Genomic DNA, 21,696 nt, shown 5'->3' on the forward strand with positions numbered 1-21,696 from the left:
CTCCTCTGCCGACGCCATCGGCCATCGGAGCCGCAAAGTCAAATGCCGGAAGGGTGTCAGGTCCGTTCGGAATAGAGAACCCGGCGGTCGGTCAGGTAGCGGGCAAAGAAGGGAAGGCTGGCCGACCCGATCTCGCGCGCGTCGCGGCCGATCGTCCCGGCGCGAACCGCCACCGGCACGAGGCCGCGCATGTCCATTTTCGCCAGCACCTCGGCGACGCGCGCCACCAGCCGCTCGCGGACGAAGGGCGGGAAGCTGCCTTCGATGACGGCCGCCTCGAAATCGTAGATCGCCGAAGCGGAAACGACCGCATGGGCAATGCCGGCGGCCGCCTCCGACAGCCAGCGATCCAGAAGGCCTTCCAGACCGTCCCAGCGGCAGTCCTTACGCCACAGCTCTATGCCGTCGCCTCCGGATTGTTCGATCATGCGTTCGAGAAGATGGATCGATGCCGCCTCGATCAATTGCCGGCTTCCGCCGCCGGGCGCCGGCACCGGCATCGACCCCAGTGCCCCGGCATTGCCGACGCGCCCTTCCACCAGTTGCCCGTCCATCACGACGCCGCCGCCGATGAAGGCGCCGACGAAGAAATAGACGAAATCGGCCCCTGCCCCGCGGCCGAAGGCGTGCTCGGCGCCGCAGGCGGCCGTCACGTCATTGGCCATGGTGACGGGCTGTCCCGTGCGCCGGGCCAGCTCCGCGACGATATCGGCCTCGCGCCAGATGGCCAGCTCTTCCGAGGGTGCACCGTTGGTGGCGCCCCATGACCAGATCTCGAAGGGCAGGCCGACACCGAGCCCGGCCACCCGGGCCCGTTCATCCGGCCCGAGCGTCGACACCAGGGCCTCGGCCGCATCCTGCGCGAACTCCATCACCTGCCCATGCACGGGGCGACGGTAGAAGATGGCGCGGCTGTCGAGGACCGTTCCGACGAAATCCATCAGAACCATCTCGCTGGTTCGCCGGCCGATCTTCAGGCCCAACGAAAACGCGCCGCGCGGGTTGAGGCGCATGGGCACCGATGGCTGCCCCACCTTGCCGCGCCTCGGCGTGCCGGCCAGCACCAGGCCGTCCGCCTCCAGCACGCGCATGATGACGGAGGCCGTCTGCGGGGACAGGCCGGAATGGCGCGCGATCTCGGCCTTCGCCAGTTCACCGCCGGCCCGGATAAGGGACAGGACCAACCGTTCGTTGTGGGCGCGCAGGCCTGCCTGGCTCGACGCGCGAAAGCCGTCGCGCAGGGCCACATCGCCCGTCGCGGACAGCGTCGCCGTGTCCGGCACGGTGGGTTTTCCGCCTGCCATGTCCATCGATGTCCTCCCGCCCGAACGATGATCCCGCGCTCTCTCGCTGTCAATAAATAAATCATCGTGATTTATCGATTGACAGCGACCGCTCTTTGCCGTCCAATCCCTGCGAGCCGGACGGGGAGGTCCGGGACGGACGCTTCGATGCGGCCGCCTTATCGGGAGGAAATTCGATGATTCTCAAGTATCTTGGCCATGCGGCCGCGCTCGGCGTCGCCACCCTGGTACTGCCTGGCGTATCCATGGCACAGGACCAGGTTACCGCCTGCCTTATCACCAAGACGGACACCAACCCGTTCTTCGTGAAGATGAAGGAAGGCGCAACGGCCAAGGCCCAGGAGCTCGGCATCAACCTGCAGACCTATGCCGGCCGGATCGACGGCGATTCCGAGTCGCAGGTCGCGGCCATCGAAAGCTGCATCGCGGCAGGGGCCAAGGGCATCCTCATCGCCGCGTCCGACACCAAGGGCATCGTACCCTCGGTCAAGCAGGCGCGGGATGCGGGTCTGATCGTGATCGCGCTGGATACGCCGCTGGAGCCGGTGGATTCGGCGGACGCCACCTTTGCCACCAACAATTACGAAGCCGGTGTGCTCATCGGCGAATGGGCCAAGGGCAAGATGGGCGCCGAGGCGGAGAACGCCAAGATCGCCTTCCTCGACCTGACGGCGCAGCAGCCCTCCGTGGCCGTCCTGCGCGACCAAGGCTTTATGGAAGGCTTCGGCATCGACAACAAGGACAAGGCCATCGTCGGCGACGAGGACGACGCCCGGATCGTCGGCCATGACATCACTAACGGCAACGAAGAGGGCGGCCGTCAGGCCATGGAAAACCTTCTCCAGAAGGACCCCTCCATCAACCTCGTCTACACGATCAACGAGCCGGCGGCTGCCGGAGCCTACGAGGCGCTCAAGTCGGTCGGGCTTGAAGGCAGCGTGACGATCGTCTCGGTCGATGGCGGCTGCCCGGGCATCGCCAACGTCAAGGATGGGGTCATCGGCGCAACGTCGATGCAGTATCCGCTGAAGATGGCGTCCATGGGCATCGAAGCCATCAAGGCCTTCGCCGATTCCGGCGAAAAGCCCCAGGCCAGCGAGGGTCTGCAGATCACCGCCACGGGCGTCGATCTGGTAACCGACGAGCCCGTCGATGGCGTCACGTCCATGACGTCCGAGGATGCCGCCAAGCTTTGCTGGGGCTGATCCGCGCATGACGACCGGCCGTCGCCCGCAAGGCGGCGGCCGGACACGGATTCGGACAGGGAGGCAGGACGATGACGGAAACGACAGGCAGCAAGACCGAGGCCGCAGGCAGCTTCGAAAAAGGCCTCGCCGGAAGCGGCGGACAGGTCGCCGACTTCTCGCATGGGGTGCATCGCGGACCGATGGACAGGCTGCAGCATTTCCTGCATGCCTACCCCACCATGGTGCCGGTTTTCGTGTTGATGGTGGGCGTCGGAACGTTCGGGGCCATCATCGGCGACCGCTTCTTCAATGCCTTCACCCTGACGCTCATCATGCAGCAGGTGGCCATCGTCGGCATCGTCGGCATCGCGCAGACGCTGGTGATCCTGACCGCCGGCATCGACCTGTCCGTCGGCGCGATCATGGTGTTGTCGTCCGTCGTGATGGGCAATCTTGCCGTGACACACGGCATGCCCGCCCCATTGGCGTTGTTCTGCGGCCTGCTCACCGGCACGATCTGCGGGGTGGTCAACGGCTTCCTGGTAGCGCTGGTACGCCTGCCACCCTTTATCGTGACGCTCGGAACCTGGTTCATCTTCGAGGCGGCGAATTTCATCTATTCGCAAAACGCCACCATACGCGCGCAGGACGTGGAAGCCTCCGCGCCGCTTCTGCAATTCCTTGGCAACACCTTCCGCATCGGCGGCGCGGTGTTCACCTATGCGGTCGTGGCCGTCGTGCTTCTCGTCGCGCTGTTCTATTACATACTCAACCACACGGCCTGGGGGCGGCATGTCTATGCCCTCGGCGACGATCCCGACGCGGCGCGCCTGTCGGGCATCAGTACGCGGCGCGTGCTGATTTCGGTCTATGCCGTCGCCGGCCTCATCTGCGGCTTTGCCGGTTGGGCGCTCATCGGCCGTCTCGGCTCGGTCTCGCCGACATCCGGCTACGAGGCCAACATCCAGTCCATCACCGCCGTGGTGATCGGCGGAACGTCCCTCTTCGGTGGGCGCGGCTCGGTCATCGGCACGCTTATCGGAGCGCTGATCGTCGGTGTCTTCGCCATGGGCCTGCGGATCTGGGGCACCGACCCGCAATGGACGCGTCTGACCGTCGGTGGCCTCATCATCCTTGCCGTCGCAGCCGATCAGTGGATCAGGAAGGTGTCCGCATGAGCCAGCAAGAACCCATCCTCTCGGCCCGCAACCTCACCAAGCGCTACGGGCGCGTCGTGGCCATCGACAATGCCGATTTCGACCTGATGCCCGGCGAGATCCTCGCCGTCATCGGCGACAACGGCGCCGGCAAGAGCACGATGATCAAGGCTCTGACGGGCGCGATCCAGCCGGATTCCGGAGAGCTCCGGCTCGACGGCAAGCCGATGACGCTGTCCAATCCGCAGGCGGCACGCGATTCCGGCATCGAGACCGTGTACCAGCAATTGGCGCTGTCGCCGGCGCTATCGATTGCCGACAACATGTTCCTGGGCCGCGAGATCCGTCGTGGCGGCCCGCTGGGATCGATCTTCCGGATGCTCGACAAGGGCACGATGCGCCGCATCGCCCGCGAGAAGCTGTCGGAACTCGGTCTCATGACCATCCAGAATATCGACCAGGCGGTGGAAACGCTGTCCGGTGGCCAGCGACAGGGCGTTGCGGTTGCGCGCGCCGCGGCCTTCGGAACGCGCGTGCTGCTGCTCGACGAGCCGACGGCCGCCCTGGGCGTCAAGGAATCGCGCAAGGTGCTGGACCTCATCCTGACAGTGCGCGAACGCGGCATCCCGATCGTGCTGATTTCGCACAACATGCCGCATGTCTTTGAGATCGCCGATCGGATCCACATCCACCGCCTTGGCAAACGCCTGTGCGTCGTGAACCCGAAGGCGATCACCATGTCGGACGCCGTCGCCCTGATGACGGGAGCCAAGGCACCCGAGCCGGCCATGGCCGCGTAGCATCAGGTTTCAGGATGCGTCCGGCTCGGAGCTGTCGCTGTGGACCAGCGACAGCGCGGAGCGCGGGGTGGGCACCGCGTCGAACTCGATACCCAGTTGCCGGCATGCCTGCTCGATGTCACGCAGGATGATGTCCGCGGCCTCCAACACCATGCGCTCGGCTTCGGGGTGACGCTCGCGCAGGCGTTCGGCCAGGACGCCGAGCTTATCGACAACCTCCATGTCGCCCTTGAAGGCAGGCGTGGGGGGAATGCGAATGAAAGAACCCATCTTCGCTACCCAGCAATGTCATCGAACAAACGACCGTATCGATGATAGGAGCACTCGAAAGGCTCCACCCCATCAAACATTTATTCTTAACATGACTTTGTGTCAGTTTGCCAGACGCGAGGCGAACAGGGCCAGAGCCTGCTGGTACACGCCTGCCCTGTTCCAGTCGCGCAGCCGCGCGAAGTTCGGCTCGCCCGGCATGTAGCCGGCGCCCGGCTGCCAGCCATGCTGGCGCAGGAAATTGGCGGTCGAGGCCAGGACATCCGGGCGCGAGCGGATCAGGTCGCGGCGTCCGTCACCGTCGAAATCCACTGCATAGCGCAGGTAATTCGACGCCAGGAACTGCGTCTGGCCGATTTCGCCAGCCCACGCGCCCTTCATGTCTTCCGGCCGCTTGTCGCCGCGCTCGACGATCATCAGCGCGGCGTTCAGCTCGTTGGTGAAGAATTCCGAGCGCCGGCAATCATAGGCCAGCGTCGCCAGCGAGCGGAAGATGTTCATGTTTCCGGAATTGGAACCGAAGCCGGTTTCCATGCCCCAGATGGCGACCAGGATTTCCTTCGGAACGCCGTACTGCTTTTCGATGGCATTCAGCAGCCGTGCATTGTCACGGATGATGCCCTGGCCGCGCTTGACGAAGGAAGCCGGCGCGCGGCGCTGCATGAACTCGTCCAGCGACAATTTGAAGGAGCGCTGGTTCCGGTCGAGCCGGATGACCTCGCTATTGTAGGACACGTTGCCGAGCGCGGTTTGCAGCGTTCGGCTGGAGATGCCCTGCTGGCTCATCGACTGCTTGTAGGAGGCCAGCCAGCGGTCGAAGCCGGCGCCGTCATTGCCGCAGCTTTGGGCCAGCGCCGGTGTCGCCGAAACGGCCAGGACCATGCCGGCGGCCAGGACCGCCTTGCGAATAAACGAGCGACATGCCGCCATTTCAGCCTCCTGCATCGGGTGCGTACCCCATTGTGAAGGCAGTAATAGCAATCGACAGTTTAACGTAGTGCGAATGCACCACAATCGGCGGTCGATCGCACCCGTGGCGTCACTCTTTCGCGATCAGCCCGCCGCCTGCGGCAGCACGAAGGGCAGGTGCGAGGGTGCATGACCGACGGCAAGCTGCACCGCGTAGACGCGCTCGATCAACGCGTCGTCGACGATTTCGCGGGGGCTGCCATCCGCCACGACACGGCCATCGGCCAACGCCACAAGCCGCGTGGCGGCAAGGCAGGCCAGGTTGATGTCGTGCAGTATGGCCAGCACGCCGACGCCTTCCTCCGCCATGCGACGCGCCAGCCGTACAACCAGAAGCTGATGGCAAAGATCGAGGCTCGCCGTCGGCTCGTCCAGCAGCAGGAAGCGGGTCGGCCCCGGCATGGCGCGCACCTGCGCGATGGCCCGCGCAAGATGGACGCGCTGGGCCTCGCCCCCGGAAAGGCTGGAAACCTTCCGGTCGCCGTATCCCGCCAGCCCGACATCGGACAGCGCGGCGTCGCATAGCCTGTCGGCCGCCCGGCCGCCGGCGCCGCCCGATTCGGCGCCGAGGCGCACGATCTCGAATGCGGTGAACGGGAAGGCAAGCTCCACCGATTGCGGAACCACGGCCCGCACCCGCGCCATGGCCGCGGCGTTCCGCGCTTCGGCGACCGGACCGCCGACATGGCCGCCGTCCGGGGCGCTTTCGCCGGAAATGATCTTCAAAAGCGTGGATTTTCCAGCGCCGTTCGCGCCGATCAGCACGACGACCTCGCCCGTCTCGACCGACAGGTCGACCCCTTCGAGAACGGCCCGTCCGCCGATGATGCGGCGCACGCCGCATGCCCTGATCGCGGCCGCCATCACAGGACGCCGGCCCGGCTGCGCTGCAAAAGCAGGTAGAGAAAGAACGGAGCGCCGATGAGCGCCGTGACGATGCCCAGCGGCAGCTCGGCCGGGGCGACGATGGTCCGCGCCGCCAGATCGGCGAATGCCAGAAGGCCCGCGCCCAGCAGCGCGGCGGCCGGCAGCAGCGTCCGATGCCCCGGTCCGACCGCCAGCCGCACCAGATGCGGCGCGACAAGCCCGACGAAACCGACGATGCCGGATACCGAGACGGCGGCGCCGACACCGGCGGCGATGACCAGAATGGCGACGCGCTTGACGGTCTGGACCCGGACGCCGAGATGGAATGCCTCCGACTCGCCGAGCGCCAACCGGTCCAGGGCGCTGGCCAAAAACGGCGCCGCGCAGAAGGCCGGCGCCATGAACGGCAGCGCGACACGGACCTTGTCCCAGGTTGCGCCGGAAAGACCGCCCATCGACCAGAATGTCAGTTCCCGCAACTGCTGGTCGGTCGACAGATAGGTCAGGATGCCGGTCATTGCGCCTGTCAGCGCCGCCAGTGCGATGCCTGTCAGCAGCATCGTCGCCATGGAGGTGCGGCCGGCCACGGTGGACAGGCGATAGACGAGGAAGGTGGATATCGCACCGCCCACGAAGGCGGCAATGGGCAGGAAGTGACGCATGAGCGCCTCGGGCAGGATCGGGGCGGCATGGACCCCCAGCACGATGACGGAAATCGCCCCGAGTGCCGCGCCGGACGAGACGCCGACAAGGCCGGGATCGGCAAGCGGGTTGCGGAACAGGCCCTGCAGAATAGCGCCCGATACGGCGAGGCAGGCTCCGACCATGAGCGCCAGCAGCACGCGCGGCAGGCGGATATCCAGAAGAATGGCGGCGGCTCCCGCATCGACCGTATCCCGGGTACCCGACATGCCGGCTGAAAGCGTTTTGAGCACGGTGCCGAGGGAAAGGTTTGCCGCGCCGGCCGACAGGGCGGTCAGCCCCGCTGCCAGGGCGATGGCGCCGCAGGCCGCGATGGCAAGGGCGCCGCGCCCAAGGCGCGGCAGGCGTCGGGCGCCGTCCCCTGCCACCGCCGTCATGGCCCGCCCGCTCCGACCCATGGACGCGCCGGCAATTGCGGAATGTCCGCCTGCGGATGCAGGGCTGCCGCCAGATCGCGCATGGCATGGGCCGCGCGCGGCCCGAAGCCCAGAAGGTATGTGCCGTCCATTGCTACGATATTGGCGTTGCGGCCGGCCGGCGTCGACGCGAAGATCGGGCTCTGCGCAATGGTTTCGGGCCTGTGCGCCGGGCTTTGCATCGTCACGATGACCTCCGGCGCCGCCGCAAGGACGCTCTCCGGCGTCGCGGGCTTGAAGCCGCTCAGTCCGGCAAAGACATTGTCCGCATGCGCCAGGGCAAGCGCGCCGTCTGCCGATGTGCCCGCCCCGCCCACCAGCGGCGCACCGCCGCTCATGGTCAGCACGAAGGCCGCCCTGGGGCGTCCCTGGACCCCGGCCAGGCTTGCCTCCAGTGCCGCGAAATCCGCCTCTACGGCAGCGGCAAGATCTTCGCCGCGCTGCGGCTCGCCGATCGCTTCCGCCACCGCGCGAATCTTTGCCGCGACTCCCTTCGGATCGGGCGCATCCGGAATGGTCACGAAATCGACGCGCGCGCCATCGAGCAGATGGATGACGTCCGGAGGGCCGGAGCCCTCTACCGCCAGGATGAGCGTCGGAGACAGGGACAGGACACCTTCGGCCGACAAGGCGCGCATGTAGCCGACGTCCGGCAGGGCTTCGGCCTGCGGCGGGTAGGTCGATGTGGAATCGCGCCCCACGATGCGGTCCTGTGCCCCAAGGGCGTAGAGGATCTCGGTGACGGGACCGCCGATGGAGACGATCCGGGACGAATCATGAACCGTCGCCTCCTCGGCCGTGGCCGGAGCCGCGACGAAGACGAGTGCGGCCAGAATGAGCGGACGGAGGTTCATTTGGTGAGGATCAGCTTGTTGTTCGACGTCAGTCGCAGGCGATAACGCTCGTCTTCGTGCTGGATGATGATTTCGCGCGTGTCGGTGAACAGCGTCCGGCTATCCAGCTCCCGCGGCGTGTTCGCCAGCCGCCGTTGCGCTGTCTGCCTCATGTCCTGTGCCGTTGGGTCCCCACCCATTTCAAGCGTCTCCTGATGGGTCCTGTTGCGCCGATACCGCAGTGTGGCTTCGCAGCGACCGATATCCCCGGAATAAAGTTGACTGGCTATATCATATTAAATAGCGGTCGCAAGGCAAGGCCGTCCTGCGGCCCTGACCTCCAGCCAGCCAGCGCGCCGCGTGCGCAGCCAGCCAGCCCTTCCCACTCCAGTGACGAAGTTCTTGCCATGCTGCGCCCCTATCGCTTCATCTTCCTCCGTGCCGCGCTTCTGTCGGGCACGGCCCTCATTTCCACCGCGCCGATGGCGCAGGAGGCCGCCCGGCCCGCCACGGCCGACGTGATCGAGCTGGATCAGGTCACGGTCCTGTCCGACCGTCGCTTGCAACGCCCGATCGAGACGCTCGGGGGCGTATCCGTCGTCTCCCGCTCGGAGATCGACCGCTTCGACCCGTCGCTGATCGACAGCGTTCTGGACACGATCCCGGGTGTCGCCACCGCCCCGCGCGACGACGATCCGGCAACGACCGTCAACATTCGCGGCCTGCAGGATTCGGGCCGGGTCAACGTGCTGATCGACGGTGCGCGCCAGAACTTCCAGGTCACCGGCCATAATGCCGGCAGCGCCTTCTACGTCGAGCCCTCGCTGCTGGCCGGCGTGGACGTAATCCGCGGCCCGATCGCCAATGCCTACGGTTCGGGTGCCATCGGCGGCGTCGTCTCGATGCGCACGCTCGGGATCGACGATCTGGTCGACGCGGACGAGCGCTCGGCCGCGCGCATGGGCATCAACCTCGGCTCCAATGGCCCGTCGGGCCTCCTCAACCTCGAGGCCGGCAGCTACCTGACCGACCAGTGGGACGCATACGGAGCCTTCGCGCTACGCCGCAATGCCGACTATTACGACGGCGGGGGCGACCAGGTGGACCGCACCGGCTTCGACGTGCAGAGCGGCATCTTCAAGACGCGGGTCCGCCCGGCCGAAGGCCATCAACTCGAGCTGGCGGGCATCCTCTACGATACGAGCTTCGAATCGGCGACCGGCGACGGCGACCCGCGCGATACGGACGTGACCACCAGCACCTATCGTCTCGGATATCGGTTCGATCCTGCCGATTCGCAGCTGATTGACATGACGTTGAACATCTACCGCACCGACACCGATTACCGGCAGCGCCTTCAGGACGGTTCCGGCGATCGCCGCAAAGTGGACGTCGCCACCACGGGTATCGACCTCTACAACACCTCGATCGTCGAGTTCAGCCCAAGCCTGTCCACCACCATGACCTACGGCGTGGACGGCTTCCGCGACGAGGTGGACGCATCGAGCGACTACGACACCACGGAGCTGTTCAACCCCAATGGCGAGCGTACCGTCTATGGCGGCTTCGCGCAGGCCCTGTTCGAGTACGAAGACCTGATCGACTTCACCGTCGGCGGCCGCTTCGACCGTTACGACCTGTCGAGCGCGGCATCGCCCGACAACAAGGGCGATCGCTTCTCCCCCAAGGTCAGCCTCGGCATCACGCCCATCACCGGTTTCCAGCTTTATGGCCTGTACGCCGAGGGTCTGCGCGCGCCAACGCTGCAGGAGGCGCTCGTCTCGGGCTTCCACCCGGCCCCGGCGGCATTCGAGTTCATCCCCAATCCGGCCTTGTCGCCCGAAGTCGGGCACACGATGGAAGCGGGCGTCAACCTGGCCTACAACGACATCATCACCGCGGGAGACGCATTCCGGGCCAAGCTGTCGGTCTACCAGAACGATGTCGACGACTACATCGACATGGACTCGATCGACCGGCCAGGTGTCCCCAACCCCTGCGTCGCATCGGCCCCAGGTGGCCGCTGCTTCGCGCGGCTACCCTTCGATGCCGTCACCTACGTGAACATCAACGAGGCCCGCATCCGTGGCGTGGAACTGGAAGGCGCCTACGATTGGGGCTGGGGCTTTGCCGGAATTGCCGGAAGCTATACCGAAGGCAAGAACCGCGAGACGAACGCGCCGCTGGACTCGATCTTCCCTGCCAGGGTCACGACCACCGTGGGCTTCCGCGCCATGGAAAACCGCCTGAGCTACGGTGCGCGCTGGCATTGGGTGGACGCCAAGGGCGCCGACGACGTCAGCAGCCCGGAACTTGCCACCTCGGCCTATAATCTGGTCGACCTGTTCCTCGCCTACGAGCCGAACGACGATACGCGCTTCGACGTTTCGTTGAAGAACGTCTTCGACCACAAATATGTCGCCTACACGGGCGGGCCCAACATCGACTCCTTTTCCGCGCCGGGATTCGAGGCCATGGTGGGCATGACATTCAAGCTCGGCGTTCCACGCTGAACCGGAATAGCAAAAGGATACATCGCTTATGTTCATCGCCATGAACCGCTTCAAGGTCGTCAAAGGGTCGGAGCCGGATTTCGAATCCGTCTGGCTGAACCGCGAATCGCACCTGCAGGACCTGCCGGGCTTCGTCGAGTTCCATATGCTGAAGGGGCCGGACCGCGACGACCATACGCTCTATTCGTCGCATACGGTCTGGGCCAGCCGCGCCGATTTCGAGAACTGGACCAGGTCGGAGGCGTTCCGCGCCGCCCATCGCGGCGCGCCGACGTCCAAGCCGTTGTATCTCGGCCATCCGGAGTTCGAAGGTTTCGAGGTGATCCAGACCGTCAGCCGCGCCGACAAGGCCGCCTGACACCTGTCGAGACTAAAGATAAAAGGCCCGCGCCGGACATGCCGGCGCGGGCCTTTTTGCTATTCGGCCGCCTGCGGACGCACCCAGAGGCTGGAGCATACGATGCGGCTGTCGTCGCAACGGTCGCGGTGCCGGGCCGCGATATCCACCACTTCGGACATCAGCCCCTCCGACAGGCGCGTCGGCTCCAGCCCGAGCTTGATGAGCGTGTCGTTGGCGACGACGAGGTCGTTCTCCGGCATTTCCTTGCGCGGGTTGTCGCGCAGCTCCACCGGAACGCCCGTCATGCCGGAGATCATCTCCGCAAGATCGCGCACCCGATGCGTTTCCGTCATCTGGTTCATGATGCGCACCCGCTCGCCCCTCTCCGGCGGCGAGCTTGCCGCCAGCGCGATGCAGCGTACCGTATCGCGGATATGGATGAAGGCGCGCGTCTGGCCGCCCGACCCGTGGACCGTCAGCGGATGGCCGATGGCCGCCTGCATCAGGAAGCGGTTCAGCACGGTTCCGTAGTCGCCATCATAGTCGAAGCGGTTGACCAGCCTGTCGTCGAGCAGCGTTTCCGGCGTCGTGGTGCCCCAGACGATTCCCTGGTGCAGGTCGGTGATGCGCAGCCCGTCATTCTTGGCGTAGTAGAAGAACAGGAGCTGATCGAGCGTCTTGGTCATGTGGTAGATCGAGCCGGGATCCACCGGATACAGGATCTCGACATCGGCGGATGCACCGGCCGAGTGCAGCGTCGCCTCGATATAGCCTTCGGGGATCATCATGCCCCGCGTCTTGCCGTAGCCATAGACCCCCATCGTACCCAGATGGATCAGGTGCGCATCGGGGGCGGCCTCCACCATGGCGCACAGGACGCTGTTGGTGGCGTTGACGTTGTTGTCGACGGTGTAACGCTTGTGACGCGGCGACTTCATGGAATATGGCGCGGCACGCTGCTCGGCGAAATGCACGATCGCATCCGGCTTGACGGCGTGGAACAGCGCTTCCAGGCGCTCGTAATCCTCGGCGACATCCAGCTCCACGAAATCGATCGGCGTGTTGCGCGTCTCGCGCCAGGCGGCCAGCCGCTCCTCCATCGAGCGGATCGGCGTCAGGCTCTGCACCCCGAGTTCCTCGTCGGTGCGGCGTCTGGCAAAATTGTCGACGATGGTCACATCATGACCTTCCGCCGACAAATGCAGGCTGGTTGCCCAGCCGCAGAAGCCGTCGCCTCCGAGTACGATGATTTTCATTGCTTCACGGCTCCGTCACGCTTTCAATACGGAAGTGTGATTTAGCATTCTTGTCTGTCGCGACAAACGTGTTGCGCGCGCGGGGGTTAAATTAGATGCGAATTCTAATCATCACAGATGCATGGCACCCACAGATCAACGGTGTGGTCCGCGTCCTGGACAAGACGGCGGAGATGCTCCGGCAAGGCGGCGATGAGGTGATGGTCATCGAGCCGTCGATGTTTCCGACGCTTCCGGCGCCCGGCTACCCCGAGGTGCGGCTGGCCCTGATGCCGGGGCGCAAGCTGGGCAGGATGATCGAGGATTTCGCCCCCGACGCCATCCACATTCCGGTCGAGGGCCCGCTTGGCCTTGCGGCCTGGCGCTACTGCCGCAAGCGCGGCATACCGTTCACCACCTCGTTCCACACCCGGTTCGGCGACTATATCGAAAAGCGGATCGGGCACGGTGTCGATTTCGCCTATGCGCTGCAGCGCCGGTTTCACAATGGCGGCGCGCGCATGATGGTTCAGACGGCCACGCTGGAACGCCAGCTCGGCGAGCGCGGTTTCAGCAACATGGCGCATTGGGGCCGGGCCGTCGACCTTGAGGCGTTCCACCCGTGCCGCAACGATCCCTCCTTCGACAAGGACTTCCTGGGCCTGCCGCGCCCGATCTTCCTGTATCTCGGACGCGTCTCGGCTGAAAAGAACATCGAGGCCTTCCTCGATCTAGACCTGCCGGGCTCGAAACTCGTCGTCGGCGACGGCCCCCAGCTATCCAGCCTGAAGGCCCGCTATCGCGACGTGCATTTTACCGGATATCGAACGGGCGAAGATCTTGCGCGCCATTTCTCGGCGGCGGACGCCTTCGTCTTTCCGTCAAGATTCGAAACCTTCGGCCTCGTCGTCCTGGAATCGCTTGCCTGCGGCACGCCGGTCGCCGCCCTGCCCGTGCCCGGCCCGGCCGATATCGTCGGGGGCACGCCCCATGCGATCCTGTCGGAAGATCTGCGCTCGGCCGCGCTGGCCGCGCTCGATATCGACAGGGCAGGCTGCCGCGCCTTTGCGGAAACCTTCTCCTGGGCCGAATGCACCGCCGATTTCCGCTCCAATCTGGTGACGGTGCCCGACCATCTGAGGGCCCTCAAGGCGGCGTGACTCTCTTGTAATGATTCCGGACTGGCCAACTGCCCAAACAGAGGGCATGATCCAAATATCGGCGGCTTTGACGGAAGACGGCAATGGCCTCGCAGGTGACGGCCCATACGAGACGGTTTGCCGAGCGGCCGGCGCTGCGCGTCGGCTTTCTGCCGGCCAACAACTTCACCCTCTCGGCCCTGTCCCTGTTCATCGACGTCCTTCGGCTGGCCGGCGACGAGGGCGACCGGTCGCGGCAGGTCCGCTGTAGCTGGTCGGTCATGTCGGCGCGGCCGGAGCCGATCCGCTCGAGCTGCGGCGTCACGATCCAGCGTAACGCACCGCTGAGCGACCCGGCACTTTTCGACTATATCGTCGTCGTCGGCGGGCTGCTGCATGCCGGCGACCAGCTCGACGATGCCTCGATCCGCTATCTGCGTGCGGCAGCCGATGCCCGCGTTACGCTTGTGGGCGTGTGCACGGGATCGTTCATCCTGTCGCGCGCGGGCCTGATGAAGGGTCGCCGCACCTGCGTGTCGTGGTATCATTTCGCCGATTTCGAATCCGAGTTCCCCGACCAGACGCCGGATGCGGACCGCCTCTTCATCGAGGATGGAGATCGCATCACCTGCGCGGGCGGAAGCGGCGTCGCCGACCTTGCCGCCTTTTTGATCGAGCGGCATATCGGGCCGCAGGCGGCACAGAAGGGGCTGCATGTCCTGCAACTGCAGAATGCCCGCTCGGGCAGCGACGCTCAGCCCCATTCCGGGGCCACCAGCATCGGCGACGACAGGGTGCGCCGCGCCATCCTGCTGATGGACCAGCATGTCGCACAACCCCTCTCCGTTGAGGCCATCGCCGGCCGGCTGCAATTGTCCACGCGACAACTGGAACGTCTGTTTCATGAGACGCTGACCATGAGCCCGGCGCTCGCCTACCGCCAGCTTCGACTGCGCTATGCGCGTCGACTTCTGGAAACGACAAAGAAGAGCGTAACTGAAATCGCAGTCGAAGCAGGATTTTGCGATGGCGCACATTTTGCGCGACAGTTCAGACAGTTCTTCGGCACTGCACCAAGAGATATACGCGCTGCAGAAAGAGGCAGTCTGCACAGCGATGCGGCGGTTGACTATCCGGTTCTTGTGCAGTAGCGAAGGGCACACCCTCCCTAGCGCCTTCTGATGAGGCGCTGATCTATCCTCTGTCGGGTTTATACCTGTCCGTGTCCGTTCTGGCATCGTCAGCGGACAGGCTTCCCGTCACGATCCCTTTGCAACCGGCGGTTTGGCAGCCTTTGGCTCAGCCTCCGGCAACGACGGAGCATCGATGACGAAAGAACGCATCCGCGTGGACAATGTCGTCAAGCTGTTCGGCGACAGCGCGCAAGCCGGCCTCGAGCTGCTTCGAGCCGGCAAGGGCAAGGACGCCATTCACGACGAAACCGGCGCCGTCCTCGGCCTCCATGATGTCTCCTTCTCAGTCAATGAAGGCGAGATTCTGGTGGTCATGGGACTTTCCGGGTCCGGCAAATCCACCATGCTTCGGTGCATCAACCGCCTGATAGAGCCCACGAGCGGCTCCATCCGCGTCGACGGCACCGAAGTCACCACGCTCAACCACAAGCAATTGCTGGAATTTCGCCGGGCCAAATTCGGCATGGTGTTCCAGCACTTCGCGCTGTTTCCCAACCGGACCATCGCCGAGAACGTCGAATACGGGCTCGAAATCCAGGGCATCGACCGCAAGACGCGGCGCGACAAGGCGCTGGCGGCCATCGAGCTGGTCGGCCTGAAGGGCTGGGACAGCCGTTACCCGAGCCAGCTTTCCGGCGGCATGCAGCAACGCGCTGGCCTTGCCCGCGCTTTGGCGGTGGATGCCGACATCCTGTTGATGGACGAGGCCTTCTCCGCGCTGGACCCTCTGATCCGCCGCGACATGCAGGACGAGCTGCGCACCTTGCAGCGGACCCTGAAGAAGACGGTGGTCTTCGTCAGCCACGATCTGGACGAGGCCATCCACCTTGGCGGGCGCATCGTGCTGATGAAGGACGGCGCCATCGTGCAGAGCGGCTATCCGGAAGAGATCCTTCTCAAGCCGCAGGGCGAGTATGTCCGCCGCTTCGTCGAACATATCGACGTTTCCTCGGTCATCACGGCCGGCCGCCTGGCCAGCAGCGAGACGCCGTCGGTTCCGTGCAAGGCCAGCGCCGACAAGGCGTTCGCCATGGTCGACGGGCGGCGCGGCGACGGTTTCATCGTCACCTGCGATCGCAACACGCCGATCGGCAGGATCTCGCGCGACCAGCTCAGGGGCGCGCGGGGCGGCGACCGCCCGGTCGAGGCCCTGATGCAGGGGGGTGTCGCCACCGTCGGCGCATCGCAAGTGCTGAAATCCATACTTCCGCGCCTTGCTCAAGAGCCGCATGGCCTCGCGGTCGTGGCCGAGGACGGCACCTATCTCGGGCAGATCACGCAGGCGATGGCGCTCAAGGCGCTGTCCGGAGCGTCCGATGCCATTGAATCCACCGAAGAAATCGGAGACGCGTCTTGGACTGGTCAGTTCCCAAATTCCCACTGGACCGATACAGCGACAACGCCCTCTCCTGGCTCACAGCCCACTTTTCGGATGTGACACGCAGCACCAGCCGCATCGTGCGCGGCTGGATCGAGACGGCGACGGAGCTTCTGACCGCGCTGCCGCCACCCGTGGTGATCGTAGCCATCGTGCTGCTCGCCTGGTGGCTGGCCGGACGCCGCGTCGCCATACTGGCGGGCGTCGGCTTCCTGTTCCTGTGGAACCTGCGTCTATGGGGCCCCACCATGGAGACGCTGGTGCTGGTGATCCTTGCCACGCTTGCGGCATTGGCGATCGGCATTCCCCTCGGAATTCTCTGCGCGCTATCGAAGCGGGCCTGGAAGACCGTCGGTCCCGTGCTCGACATGATGCAGACGATGCCCAGCTTCGTCTATCTGATCCCGGCCATCCCCTTCTTCGGCCTCGGCTCGGTTTCGGCCGTCTTCGCCACCATCGTCTTTTCGATGCCGCCGGTGATCCGGTTGACCGCCCTCGGCATCCTTTCGGTGCCGAAGGAGCTGGTGGAGGCATCCGACGCCTTCGGCACGACGACGACGCAGAAGCTGTTCAAGGTGCAACTGCCGCTTGCTTTGCCGACCATCATGGCCGGCATCAACCAGACAATCATGCTGTCGCTATCCATGGTGGTGATCGCTTCCATGATCGGCGCCGGCGGCCTCGGCCGCGAAGTCTGGCGCTCTATCCAGCGTCTGGACGCCGGATCGGGCTTCCAGGCCGGCGTTGCCATCGTGATCGTGGCCGTGGTGCTGGACCGCATCACCCAGGCCATGGCGCAGCGCGCGCGCCCCAGTTGAGGGCGCCGCACCCATCCGTTTCATAACCCAGGAAGGAAACAACATGATTCGCGTATTGACCGCAGCACTCCTTGCCACGGCCGCCTACGCGGGGCCGGCCAGCGCCCAGTCGGGCGGCACGGTCGACCTTGCCTATGTCGAATGGTCCGACGCCGTGGTGGCGACGAATATCCTGAAGGCCGTGCTGGAACAGGAAGGCTACACGGTCAACCTGACGCCGCTGCCGGCCGCCGCCATGTGGCAGGCCGTCGCCACCGGCGAGGCCGATGCCATGGTGGCCGCGTGGCTTCCGGTGACGCATGCCGCCTATTACGAGGAGTTGAAGGACCAGGTCGAACTGATCGGTCCGAACGTCGAAGGCGCCAAGATCGGCTGGGCCGTGCCGGCCTACACGGACATCGCCTCGGTGGCGGACCTCAAGGAAAAGGGCGGCCTCGTCGATAACCAGGTCATCGGCATCGACCCCGGCGCCGGCCTGATGCAGGCATCCGAGAAGGCGATCGAGGAATACGACCTTTCGTCGATCAAGCTGGTGGAAGGCTCCGACGCCACGATGACCGCGGCGCTGAAGGATGCCATCGACCGCAAGGAAGACATCGTCGTCACCACGTGGACGCCGCACTGGATGTTCGGTCGCTGGGACCTGAAGTATCTGGAAGACCCGATGGGCGCCTTCGGCGGCGAAGAGACGGTCAACACCGTGGCGCGCCTGGACCTTGCCGAGGACATGCCGGAAGTTCACGCCATCCTGAAGAACTTCAAGCTGAGCCTCGAAGAAGAGCAGAAGGTGATGCTGGAGAACGAGGAGGGCGCGGACCCTGCCACCACCGCCAAGGCCTGGGTCGAGGCGAATGCCGACACCGTCAGCCAGTGGACGGCTGCCAGCCAGTAAGGCAGCACAACTTTAAATCATATGGCCGGCATCCTCTGGGTGCCGGTTATTTTTTGTGCAGATTTTTCGGTCACGACCTGCGTTCGTGGCACGGATATGACAATGCCATGCGCGGAACGCACAACTGATGTGCAGCAATTGCTCTCCTATTGGGCAGGCAGTCGAATTATATGACTGTCAACAGATTTGATAGCCCGTAGGTGGAACCAAAATGATCTCTCAGCTCGCTTCCCGCATCCGCAGTTTCCGCAACCGTCAGCGCGTCATCAACGAGCTGGCCTCGCTGGACGACCGCCAGCTCGCCGACATCGGCGTATCGCGCGGCGACATCAAGCGCGCCGTCACGTTCGGCCGTTTCTAAGCTTTATCGCCGCAAGGCGAGACGATCGAAAGGGCGGTTGCCTCCGGCACCGCCCTTTTTGCTGTGCGCTTGCTGGCCGCGCCCCATACGATGGGTTACACAAGCGGACCATCCTGACTGGAAGACCGCTTCATGCCCATCCGCGTACACAAGGGCGACCTGCCCGACCTTGCCCGCTATACCGGCTCCGTCGCCATCGATACCGAGACGCTTGGCCTCGACACGCGCCGCGACAGGCTGTGCGTGGTGCAGCTTTCGCCCGGCGACGGATCGGCCGATGTCGTGCAGATCGCGAAGGGGCAGACCGACGCCCCCAATCTCAAGGCGCTCCTGGCCGACGACAGCAAGGTCAAGATCTTCCACTATGCGCGGTTCGACATGGCGGCCCTGTATCATGCCTTCGGCGTGATGCCCGGACCGGTCTTCTGCACCAAGATCGCCTCGCGCCTGACGCGCACCTACACGGACCGCCACGGCCTGAAGGACCTTACCAAGGAACTGATCGGCGTCGATCTTTCAAAGCAGCAGCAATCTTCGGACTGGGCCGCTGAGACGCTGTCGCAGGCGCAGATAGATTATGCCGCGTCAGACGTCCTGTACCTGCACGACCTGATGGGCGTACTGCTGCAGCGCCTCGAGCGGGAAGGCAGGCTCGACATCGCACGCGAATCCTTCCGCTATCTGCCGACCCGCGCGCGCCTGGACCTTTTGGGATGGGGAGAGGAAGACATCTTCTCCCACTCCGTCACGCGGGCCTGACAGACTTCAGGCTTCCGGATCCACCGGGAAGATCGGCACATGGGGCGCGGCGCTCATCGGCAGCACGCCGCGCAACCTCGGATCGTCCGCAACCTCGATCTGCTGCGACACCGCTTCGAAGCCGGTGCGCCGGTAGAAGGCCATCGCATTGGGATGGTCCAGCGTGTTGGTATGCAGCCAGACGCGGCTGACCGGGCGCGCGAAGGCCGTTTCGATCGCATGGTTCATCAAACGGCGCGCCGCGCCGACGCCCTGCAGCGGAACGGTGACGCCGAAATACTTGATCTCGCAGGTATCGTCTTCCGAGAAGTCGAGTTCCAGGAGGCCCTCGTCCTGACCGTCGATCGTCAGTGCCGCCACGTAGGTGGCCGCATCCGACAGGACGGCGGCGAGCGTCTCGCGCTCCATGAACAGCCGCGAAAACCACAGATGGTCCGCACCGACACGCCGGTAGACTTCCAGATACCAATCGACATCGGGACGCTCAACCGGACGGATGACGCCCGGCGCACCGGGCCGCTCGGGCCGTAGCTCCGGTTTCCGGGCCAGCTCCATCGAGGTGGCGATCGCGGCGATCTTGCCGCGCGGAAGCGTCTCGAACCGTTCTTCCCAATTTCTCATCGCGCCGTCCTCATGCCCTGCGGTCTGCAATCCAACCAATCGGGGTTAGGCCTTCGCTTGGCAAGCGCCTGCCCCCACAAAAAAGCCCGCGGCGCCGATGAAGCGCCGCGGGCCGGTTCTGACGATGTCGCAAGGTGCGATATCGTAAAGGCTTATTCGTCGTCGGTGCGGTTCTTCAGGGCCGCGCCGAGGATGTCGCCCAGCGAGGCGCCCGAGTCGGACGAACCGTACTGGGCAACGGCTTCCTTCTCTTCCGCGATCTGCATCGCCTTGATCGACACGCCGACGCGATGCGCCTTCTTGTCGAACTGGGTGACGCGGGCATCGACCTTCTGGCCGACCGAGAAACGCTCAGGGCGCTGCTCTTCGCGGTCGCGGCCGAGATCGGCCCGACGGATGAAGGAGGTGAGGTCCGTATCGACGATCTTGACCTCGATGCCACCCTCGTTGACCGAGGTGACCTCGCAGGTGACGACCGCACCGCGACGGATGTCGCCGGCTTCGGCAGCGTTGACGAACGGATCGCCACCGACCTGCTTCATGCCGAGGGAGATGCGCTCCTTGTCGACGTCGACGTCGAGAACCTGCGCCTTCACAAGGTCGCCCTTGTTGAACTCCTCGATGACCTGCTCGCCAGGACGGTTCCAGTCGAGATCCGACAGGTGCACCATGCCGTCGACGTCGCCGTCCAGGCCGATGAACAGGCCGAACTCGGTCTTGTTCTTGACCTCGCCCTCGACGATCGAGCCGACGGGGAACTGGTCGCGGAACGCTTCCCAGGGGTTCTGCAGGGTCTGCTTGAGGCCCAGCGAGATGCGGCGCTTGACCGGATCGACCTCGAGCACGACAACCTCGACCTCCTGGGAGGTGGAGAGGATCTTGCCCGGATGGACGTTCTTCTTGGTCCAGCTCATCTCCGAAACGTGGATCAGGCCTTCGATGCCCGGCTCCAGCTCGACGAACGCGCCGTAGTCGGTGATGTTCGTGACGCGGCCGGTGACCTTCACGCCCATCGGATACTTGACGCCGATGCCTTCCCAGGGATCCGCCTCGAGCTGCTTCATGCCCAGCGAGATGCGGTGCGTGTCCTGGTTGATGCGGATGATCTGCACCTTGACCGACTGGCCGATCTGCAGGATCTCGCTCGGATGGTTCACGCGGCGCCACGCCATGTCGGTGACATGCAGCAGGCCGTCGATACCGCCGAGGTCGACGAACGCACCGTAATCGGTGATGTTCTTGACGATACCGTCGACGACCTGACCCTCTTCGAGGTTCTGGACGATCTCGGAACGCTGCTCGGCGCGGCTCTCTTCAAGCACGGTGCGGCGCGAGACGACGATATTGCCGCGGCGCTTGTCCATCTTGAGGATCTGGAACGGCTGCGGGGTGTTCATCAGCGGGCCGACGTCGCGGATCGGACGGATATCGACCTGCGAGCGCGGCAGGAAGGCCACGGCGCCATCCAGGTCGACGGTGAAGCCGCCCTTGACCTGGTTGAAGATCTGGCCTTCGACCTTTTCGCCGGCGTTGAAGCGGGCTTCGAGCTTGACCCAGCTCTCTTCGCGGCGGGCCTTGTCGCGCGACAGGACGGCCTCGCCGAGGGCGTTTTCGATGCGCTCGACATAAACTTCGACGGTGTCGCCGACGTTCAGCTCGCCATCCTTGCCCTTGGAACCGAATTCCTTCAGGGCGACGCGGCCTTCGACCTTCAGACCGGCGTCGATGACGGCCATGTCCTTTTCGATGGCGACGACCGTTCCCTTGACCACGGTGCCTTCGGCAACGTCGTGATCGTGGAAGGACGCTTCGAGCAATGCGGCGAAATCATCGCGCGCGGTTTGTGTGTTGGACATTCGTTCTCCTTGGATGCCCGCTTGCGGAAGCGGACGCGCGCCATGGTTGGTGTTGCGTCGAACCCCTGTCCAATCCGGCTTCCCCG

The 21,696-nt window shown here is 64.8% G+C and carries 22 protein-coding genes; 12 read left to right on the plus strand and 10 right to left on the minus strand.

Going from position 1 to position 21,696, the window contains the following annotated elements:
* Positions 1 to 56: 56 nt before the first annotated feature.
* Complete coding sequence (locus tag AUL31_RS18795; RefSeq protein WP_082647020.1) at positions 57 to 1,310, minus strand: ROK family transcriptional regulator; 1,254 nt, start codon at positions 1,308 to 1,310, stop codon at positions 57 to 59.
* Between the two features lie 170 nt (positions 1,311 to 1,480).
* Here AUL31_RS18795 and AUL31_RS18800 point away from each other — a divergent pair, with 170 nt between their 5' ends.
* From AUL31_RS18800 to AUL31_RS18810, 3 genes are all read left to right on the plus strand, one after another.
* Complete coding sequence (locus AUL31_RS18800; RefSeq protein ID WP_060610302.1) at positions 1,481 to 2,509, plus strand: sugar ABC transporter substrate-binding protein; 1,029 nt, start codon at positions 1,481 to 1,483, stop codon at positions 2,507 to 2,509.
* Between the two features lie 71 nt (positions 2,510 to 2,580).
* Positions 2,581 to 3,669 carry an ABC transporter permease gene (locus AUL31_RS18805; protein WP_060610305.1) on the plus strand — a complete coding sequence of 363 codons (1,089 nt, stop codon included), beginning with the start codon at positions 2,581 to 2,583 and terminating at the stop codon, positions 3,667 to 3,669.
* Positions 3,666 to 4,448, plus strand: a complete 783-nt coding sequence (locus tag AUL31_RS18810; RefSeq protein WP_060610309.1) for an ATP-binding cassette domain-containing protein — start codon at positions 3,666 to 3,668, stop codon at positions 4,446 to 4,448. The genes AUL31_RS18805 and AUL31_RS18810 overlap by 4 nt, the downstream gene beginning before the upstream one ends.
* A 9-nt stretch (positions 4,449 to 4,457) precedes the next feature.
* Here AUL31_RS18810 and AUL31_RS18815 read toward each other — a convergent pair whose 3' ends face one another.
* The 6 genes from AUL31_RS18815 to hemP form a co-directional block, all read right to left on the minus strand.
* Positions 4,458 to 4,718, minus strand: a complete 261-nt coding sequence (locus tag AUL31_RS18815) for a hypothetical protein (protein ID WP_060610312.1) — start codon at positions 4,716 to 4,718, stop codon at positions 4,458 to 4,460.
* Between the two features lie 102 nt (positions 4,719 to 4,820).
* Complete coding sequence (locus AUL31_RS18820) at positions 4,821 to 5,648, minus strand: lytic murein transglycosylase (protein WP_082647021.1); 828 nt, start codon at positions 5,646 to 5,648, stop codon at positions 4,821 to 4,823.
* A gap of 123 nt (positions 5,649 to 5,771) precedes the next feature.
* Positions 5,772 to 6,551, minus strand: a complete 780-nt coding sequence (locus tag AUL31_RS18825; protein ID WP_060610318.1) for an ATP-binding cassette domain-containing protein — start codon at positions 6,549 to 6,551, stop codon at positions 5,772 to 5,774.
* The gene (locus AUL31_RS18830; RefSeq protein WP_143190305.1) at positions 6,551 to 7,633 is read right to left on the minus strand and encodes a FecCD family ABC transporter permease; all 1,083 of its coding nucleotides are present in this window, start codon (positions 7,631 to 7,633) and stop codon (positions 6,551 to 6,553) included. Before AUL31_RS18830 ends, AUL31_RS18825 begins: the two co-directional genes overlap by 1 nt.
* Entirely contained in the window at positions 7,630 to 8,526 is an 897-nt protein-coding gene (locus tag AUL31_RS18835) for a heme/hemin ABC transporter substrate-binding protein (RefSeq protein ID WP_073469493.1), read from the minus strand. The genes AUL31_RS18830 and AUL31_RS18835 overlap by 4 nt, the downstream gene beginning before the upstream one ends.
* On the minus strand, positions 8,523 to 8,678 hold the full coding sequence (hemP, locus tag AUL31_RS20105; protein WP_073469495.1) for a hemin uptake protein HemP: 156 nt from the start codon (positions 8,676 to 8,678) through the stop codon (positions 8,523 to 8,525). The genes AUL31_RS18835 and hemP overlap by 4 nt, the downstream gene beginning before the upstream one ends.
* A 234-nt stretch (positions 8,679 to 8,912) precedes the next feature.
* Between hemP and AUL31_RS18840 the strand changes: the two genes are divergently transcribed.
* Both AUL31_RS18840 and AUL31_RS18845 read left to right on the plus strand, forming a co-directional pair.
* Positions 8,913 to 11,018, plus strand: coding sequence for a TonB-dependent hemoglobin/transferrin/lactoferrin family receptor (locus AUL31_RS18840; protein ID WP_060610324.1), 2,106 nt, complete (start codon positions 8,913 to 8,915; stop codon positions 11,016 to 11,018).
* 28 nt (positions 11,019 to 11,046) lie between these two features.
* Positions 11,047 to 11,376 carry an antibiotic biosynthesis monooxygenase family protein gene (locus tag AUL31_RS18845; protein ID WP_060610329.1) on the plus strand — a complete coding sequence of 110 codons (330 nt, stop codon included), beginning with the start codon at positions 11,047 to 11,049 and terminating at the stop codon, positions 11,374 to 11,376.
* 59 nt (positions 11,377 to 11,435) lie between these two features.
* Here the strand turns inward: AUL31_RS18845 and AUL31_RS18850 are convergent, their stop codons facing one another.
* A complete protein-coding gene (locus AUL31_RS18850; protein ID WP_060610332.1) occupies positions 11,436 to 12,614 on the minus strand; it encodes an NAD-dependent epimerase/dehydratase family protein in 1,179 nt (392 codons plus the stop codon).
* A gap of 95 nt (positions 12,615 to 12,709) precedes the next feature.
* Between AUL31_RS18850 and AUL31_RS18855 the strand changes: the two genes are divergently transcribed.
* The 7 genes from AUL31_RS18855 (at position 12,710) to AUL31_RS18880 (ending at position 19,133) form a co-directional block, all read left to right on the plus strand.
* Entirely contained in the window at positions 12,710 to 13,753 is a 1,044-nt protein-coding gene (locus AUL31_RS18855) for a glycosyltransferase family 4 protein (protein WP_060610335.1), read from the plus strand.
* Positions 13,754 to 13,836: 83 nt separating this feature from the next.
* Positions 13,837 to 14,883 (plus strand): GlxA family transcriptional regulator, encoded by a 1,047-nt coding sequence (locus AUL31_RS18860; protein WP_060610339.1) that lies wholly within the window; start codon positions 13,837 to 13,839, stop codon positions 14,881 to 14,883.
* A 175-nt stretch (positions 14,884 to 15,058) separates the two neighbouring features.
* Entirely contained in the window at positions 15,059 to 16,363 is a 1,305-nt protein-coding gene (locus AUL31_RS18865; RefSeq protein WP_060610652.1) for a quaternary amine ABC transporter ATP-binding protein, read from the plus strand.
* Positions 16,279 to 17,121, plus strand: a complete 843-nt coding sequence (locus AUL31_RS18870; protein ID WP_060610342.1) for an ABC transporter permease — start codon at positions 16,279 to 16,281, stop codon at positions 17,119 to 17,121. The genes AUL31_RS18865 and AUL31_RS18870 overlap by 85 nt, the downstream gene beginning before the upstream one ends.
* 43 nt (positions 17,122 to 17,164) lie before the next feature.
* Positions 17,165 to 18,013, plus strand: a complete 849-nt coding sequence (locus AUL31_RS18875; RefSeq protein ID WP_060610345.1) for a glycine betaine ABC transporter substrate-binding protein — start codon at positions 17,165 to 17,167, stop codon at positions 18,011 to 18,013.
* Between the two features lie 211 nt (positions 18,014 to 18,224).
* The gene (locus tag AUL31_RS20110) at positions 18,225 to 18,374 is read left to right on the plus strand and encodes a DUF1127 domain-containing protein (protein WP_082016246.1); all 150 of its coding nucleotides are present in this window, start codon (positions 18,225 to 18,227) and stop codon (positions 18,372 to 18,374) included.
* A 132-nt stretch (positions 18,375 to 18,506) separates the two neighbouring features.
* Positions 18,507 to 19,133, plus strand: coding sequence for a ribonuclease D (locus AUL31_RS18880; RefSeq protein ID WP_060610348.1), 627 nt, complete (start codon positions 18,507 to 18,509; stop codon positions 19,131 to 19,133).
* A 6-nt stretch (positions 19,134 to 19,139) separates the two neighbouring features.
* Here AUL31_RS18880 and AUL31_RS18885 read toward each other — a convergent pair whose 3' ends face one another.
* Both AUL31_RS18885 and rpsA read right to left on the minus strand, forming a co-directional pair.
* Positions 19,140 to 19,754, minus strand: coding sequence for a GNAT family N-acetyltransferase (locus AUL31_RS18885; protein ID WP_060610351.1), 615 nt, complete (start codon positions 19,752 to 19,754; stop codon positions 19,140 to 19,142).
* 152 nt (positions 19,755 to 19,906) lie between these two features.
* Complete coding sequence (rpsA, locus tag AUL31_RS18890) at positions 19,907 to 21,610, minus strand: 30S ribosomal protein S1 (protein ID WP_060610353.1); 1,704 nt, start codon at positions 21,608 to 21,610, stop codon at positions 19,907 to 19,909.
* Positions 21,611 to 21,696: the final 86 nt, after the last annotated feature.

The organism is Aureimonas altamirensis (genome assembly GCF_001463885.1).
GTDB lineage: Bacteria > Pseudomonadota > Alphaproteobacteria > Rhizobiales > Rhizobiaceae > Aureimonas > Aureimonas altamirensis.

Excerpts from the sequence above, each read along its gene's own strand:
- AUL31_RS18860 (WP_060610339.1), top strand. The coding sequence starts at position 13,837 with ATGGCCTCGCAGGTGACGGCCCATACGAGACGGTTTGCCGAGCGGCCG.
- AUL31_RS18830 (WP_143190305.1), bottom strand. The coding sequence starts at position 7,633 with ATGACGGCGGTGGCAGGGGACGGCGCCCGACGCCTGCCGCGCCTTGGG.
- AUL31_RS18805 (WP_060610305.1), top strand. The coding sequence starts at position 2,581 with ATGACGGAAACGACAGGCAGCAAGACCGAGGCCGCAGGCAGCTTCGAA.
- AUL31_RS18865 (WP_060610652.1), top strand. The coding sequence starts at position 15,059 with ATGACGAAAGAACGCATCCGCGTGGACAATGTCGTCAAGCTGTTCGGC.
- AUL31_RS18875 (WP_060610345.1), top strand. The coding sequence starts at position 17,165 with ATGATTCGCGTATTGACCGCAGCACTCCTTGCCACGGCCGCCTACGCG.
- AUL31_RS18880 (WP_060610348.1), top strand. The coding sequence starts at position 18,507 with ATGCCCATCCGCGTACACAAGGGCGACCTGCCCGACCTTGCCCGCTAT.
- AUL31_RS18795 (WP_082647020.1), bottom strand. The coding sequence starts at position 1,310 with ATGGACATGGCAGGCGGAAAACCCACCGTGCCGGACACGGCGACGCTG.
- AUL31_RS18885 (WP_060610351.1), bottom strand. The coding sequence starts at position 19,754 with ATGAGAAATTGGGAAGAACGGTTCGAGACGCTTCCGCGCGGCAAGATC.
- AUL31_RS18820 (WP_082647021.1), bottom strand. The coding sequence starts at position 5,648 with ATGGCGGCATGTCGCTCGTTTATTCGCAAGGCGGTCCTGGCCGCCGGC.
- AUL31_RS18825 (WP_060610318.1), bottom strand. The coding sequence starts at position 6,551 with ATGGCGGCCGCGATCAGGGCATGCGGCGTGCGCCGCATCATCGGCGGA.
- AUL31_RS20110 (WP_082016246.1), top strand. The coding sequence starts at position 18,225 with ATGATCTCTCAGCTCGCTTCCCGCATCCGCAGTTTCCGCAACCGTCAG.
- rpsA (WP_060610353.1), bottom strand. The coding sequence starts at position 21,610 with ATGTCCAACACACAAACCGCGCGCGATGATTTCGCCGCATTGCTCGAA.
- AUL31_RS18845 (WP_060610329.1), top strand. The coding sequence starts at position 11,047 with ATGTTCATCGCCATGAACCGCTTCAAGGTCGTCAAAGGGTCGGAGCCG.
- AUL31_RS18810 (WP_060610309.1), top strand. The coding sequence starts at position 3,666 with ATGAGCCAGCAAGAACCCATCCTCTCGGCCCGCAACCTCACCAAGCGC.
- AUL31_RS18840 (WP_060610324.1), top strand. The coding sequence starts at position 8,913 with ATGCTGCGCCCCTATCGCTTCATCTTCCTCCGTGCCGCGCTTCTGTCG.
- AUL31_RS18850 (WP_060610332.1), bottom strand. The coding sequence starts at position 12,614 with ATGAAAATCATCGTACTCGGAGGCGACGGCTTCTGCGGCTGGGCAACC.
- AUL31_RS18835 (WP_073469493.1), bottom strand. The coding sequence starts at position 8,526 with ATGAACCTCCGTCCGCTCATTCTGGCCGCACTCGTCTTCGTCGCGGCT.
- AUL31_RS18800 (WP_060610302.1), top strand. The coding sequence starts at position 1,481 with ATGATTCTCAAGTATCTTGGCCATGCGGCCGCGCTCGGCGTCGCCACC.
- AUL31_RS18855 (WP_060610335.1), top strand. The coding sequence starts at position 12,710 with ATGCGAATTCTAATCATCACAGATGCATGGCACCCACAGATCAACGGT.
- AUL31_RS18815 (WP_060610312.1), bottom strand. The coding sequence starts at position 4,718 with ATGGGTTCTTTCATTCGCATTCCCCCCACGCCTGCCTTCAAGGGCGAC.
- hemP (WP_073469495.1), bottom strand. The coding sequence starts at position 8,678 with ATGAGGCAGACAGCGCAACGGCGGCTGGCGAACACGCCGCGGGAGCTG.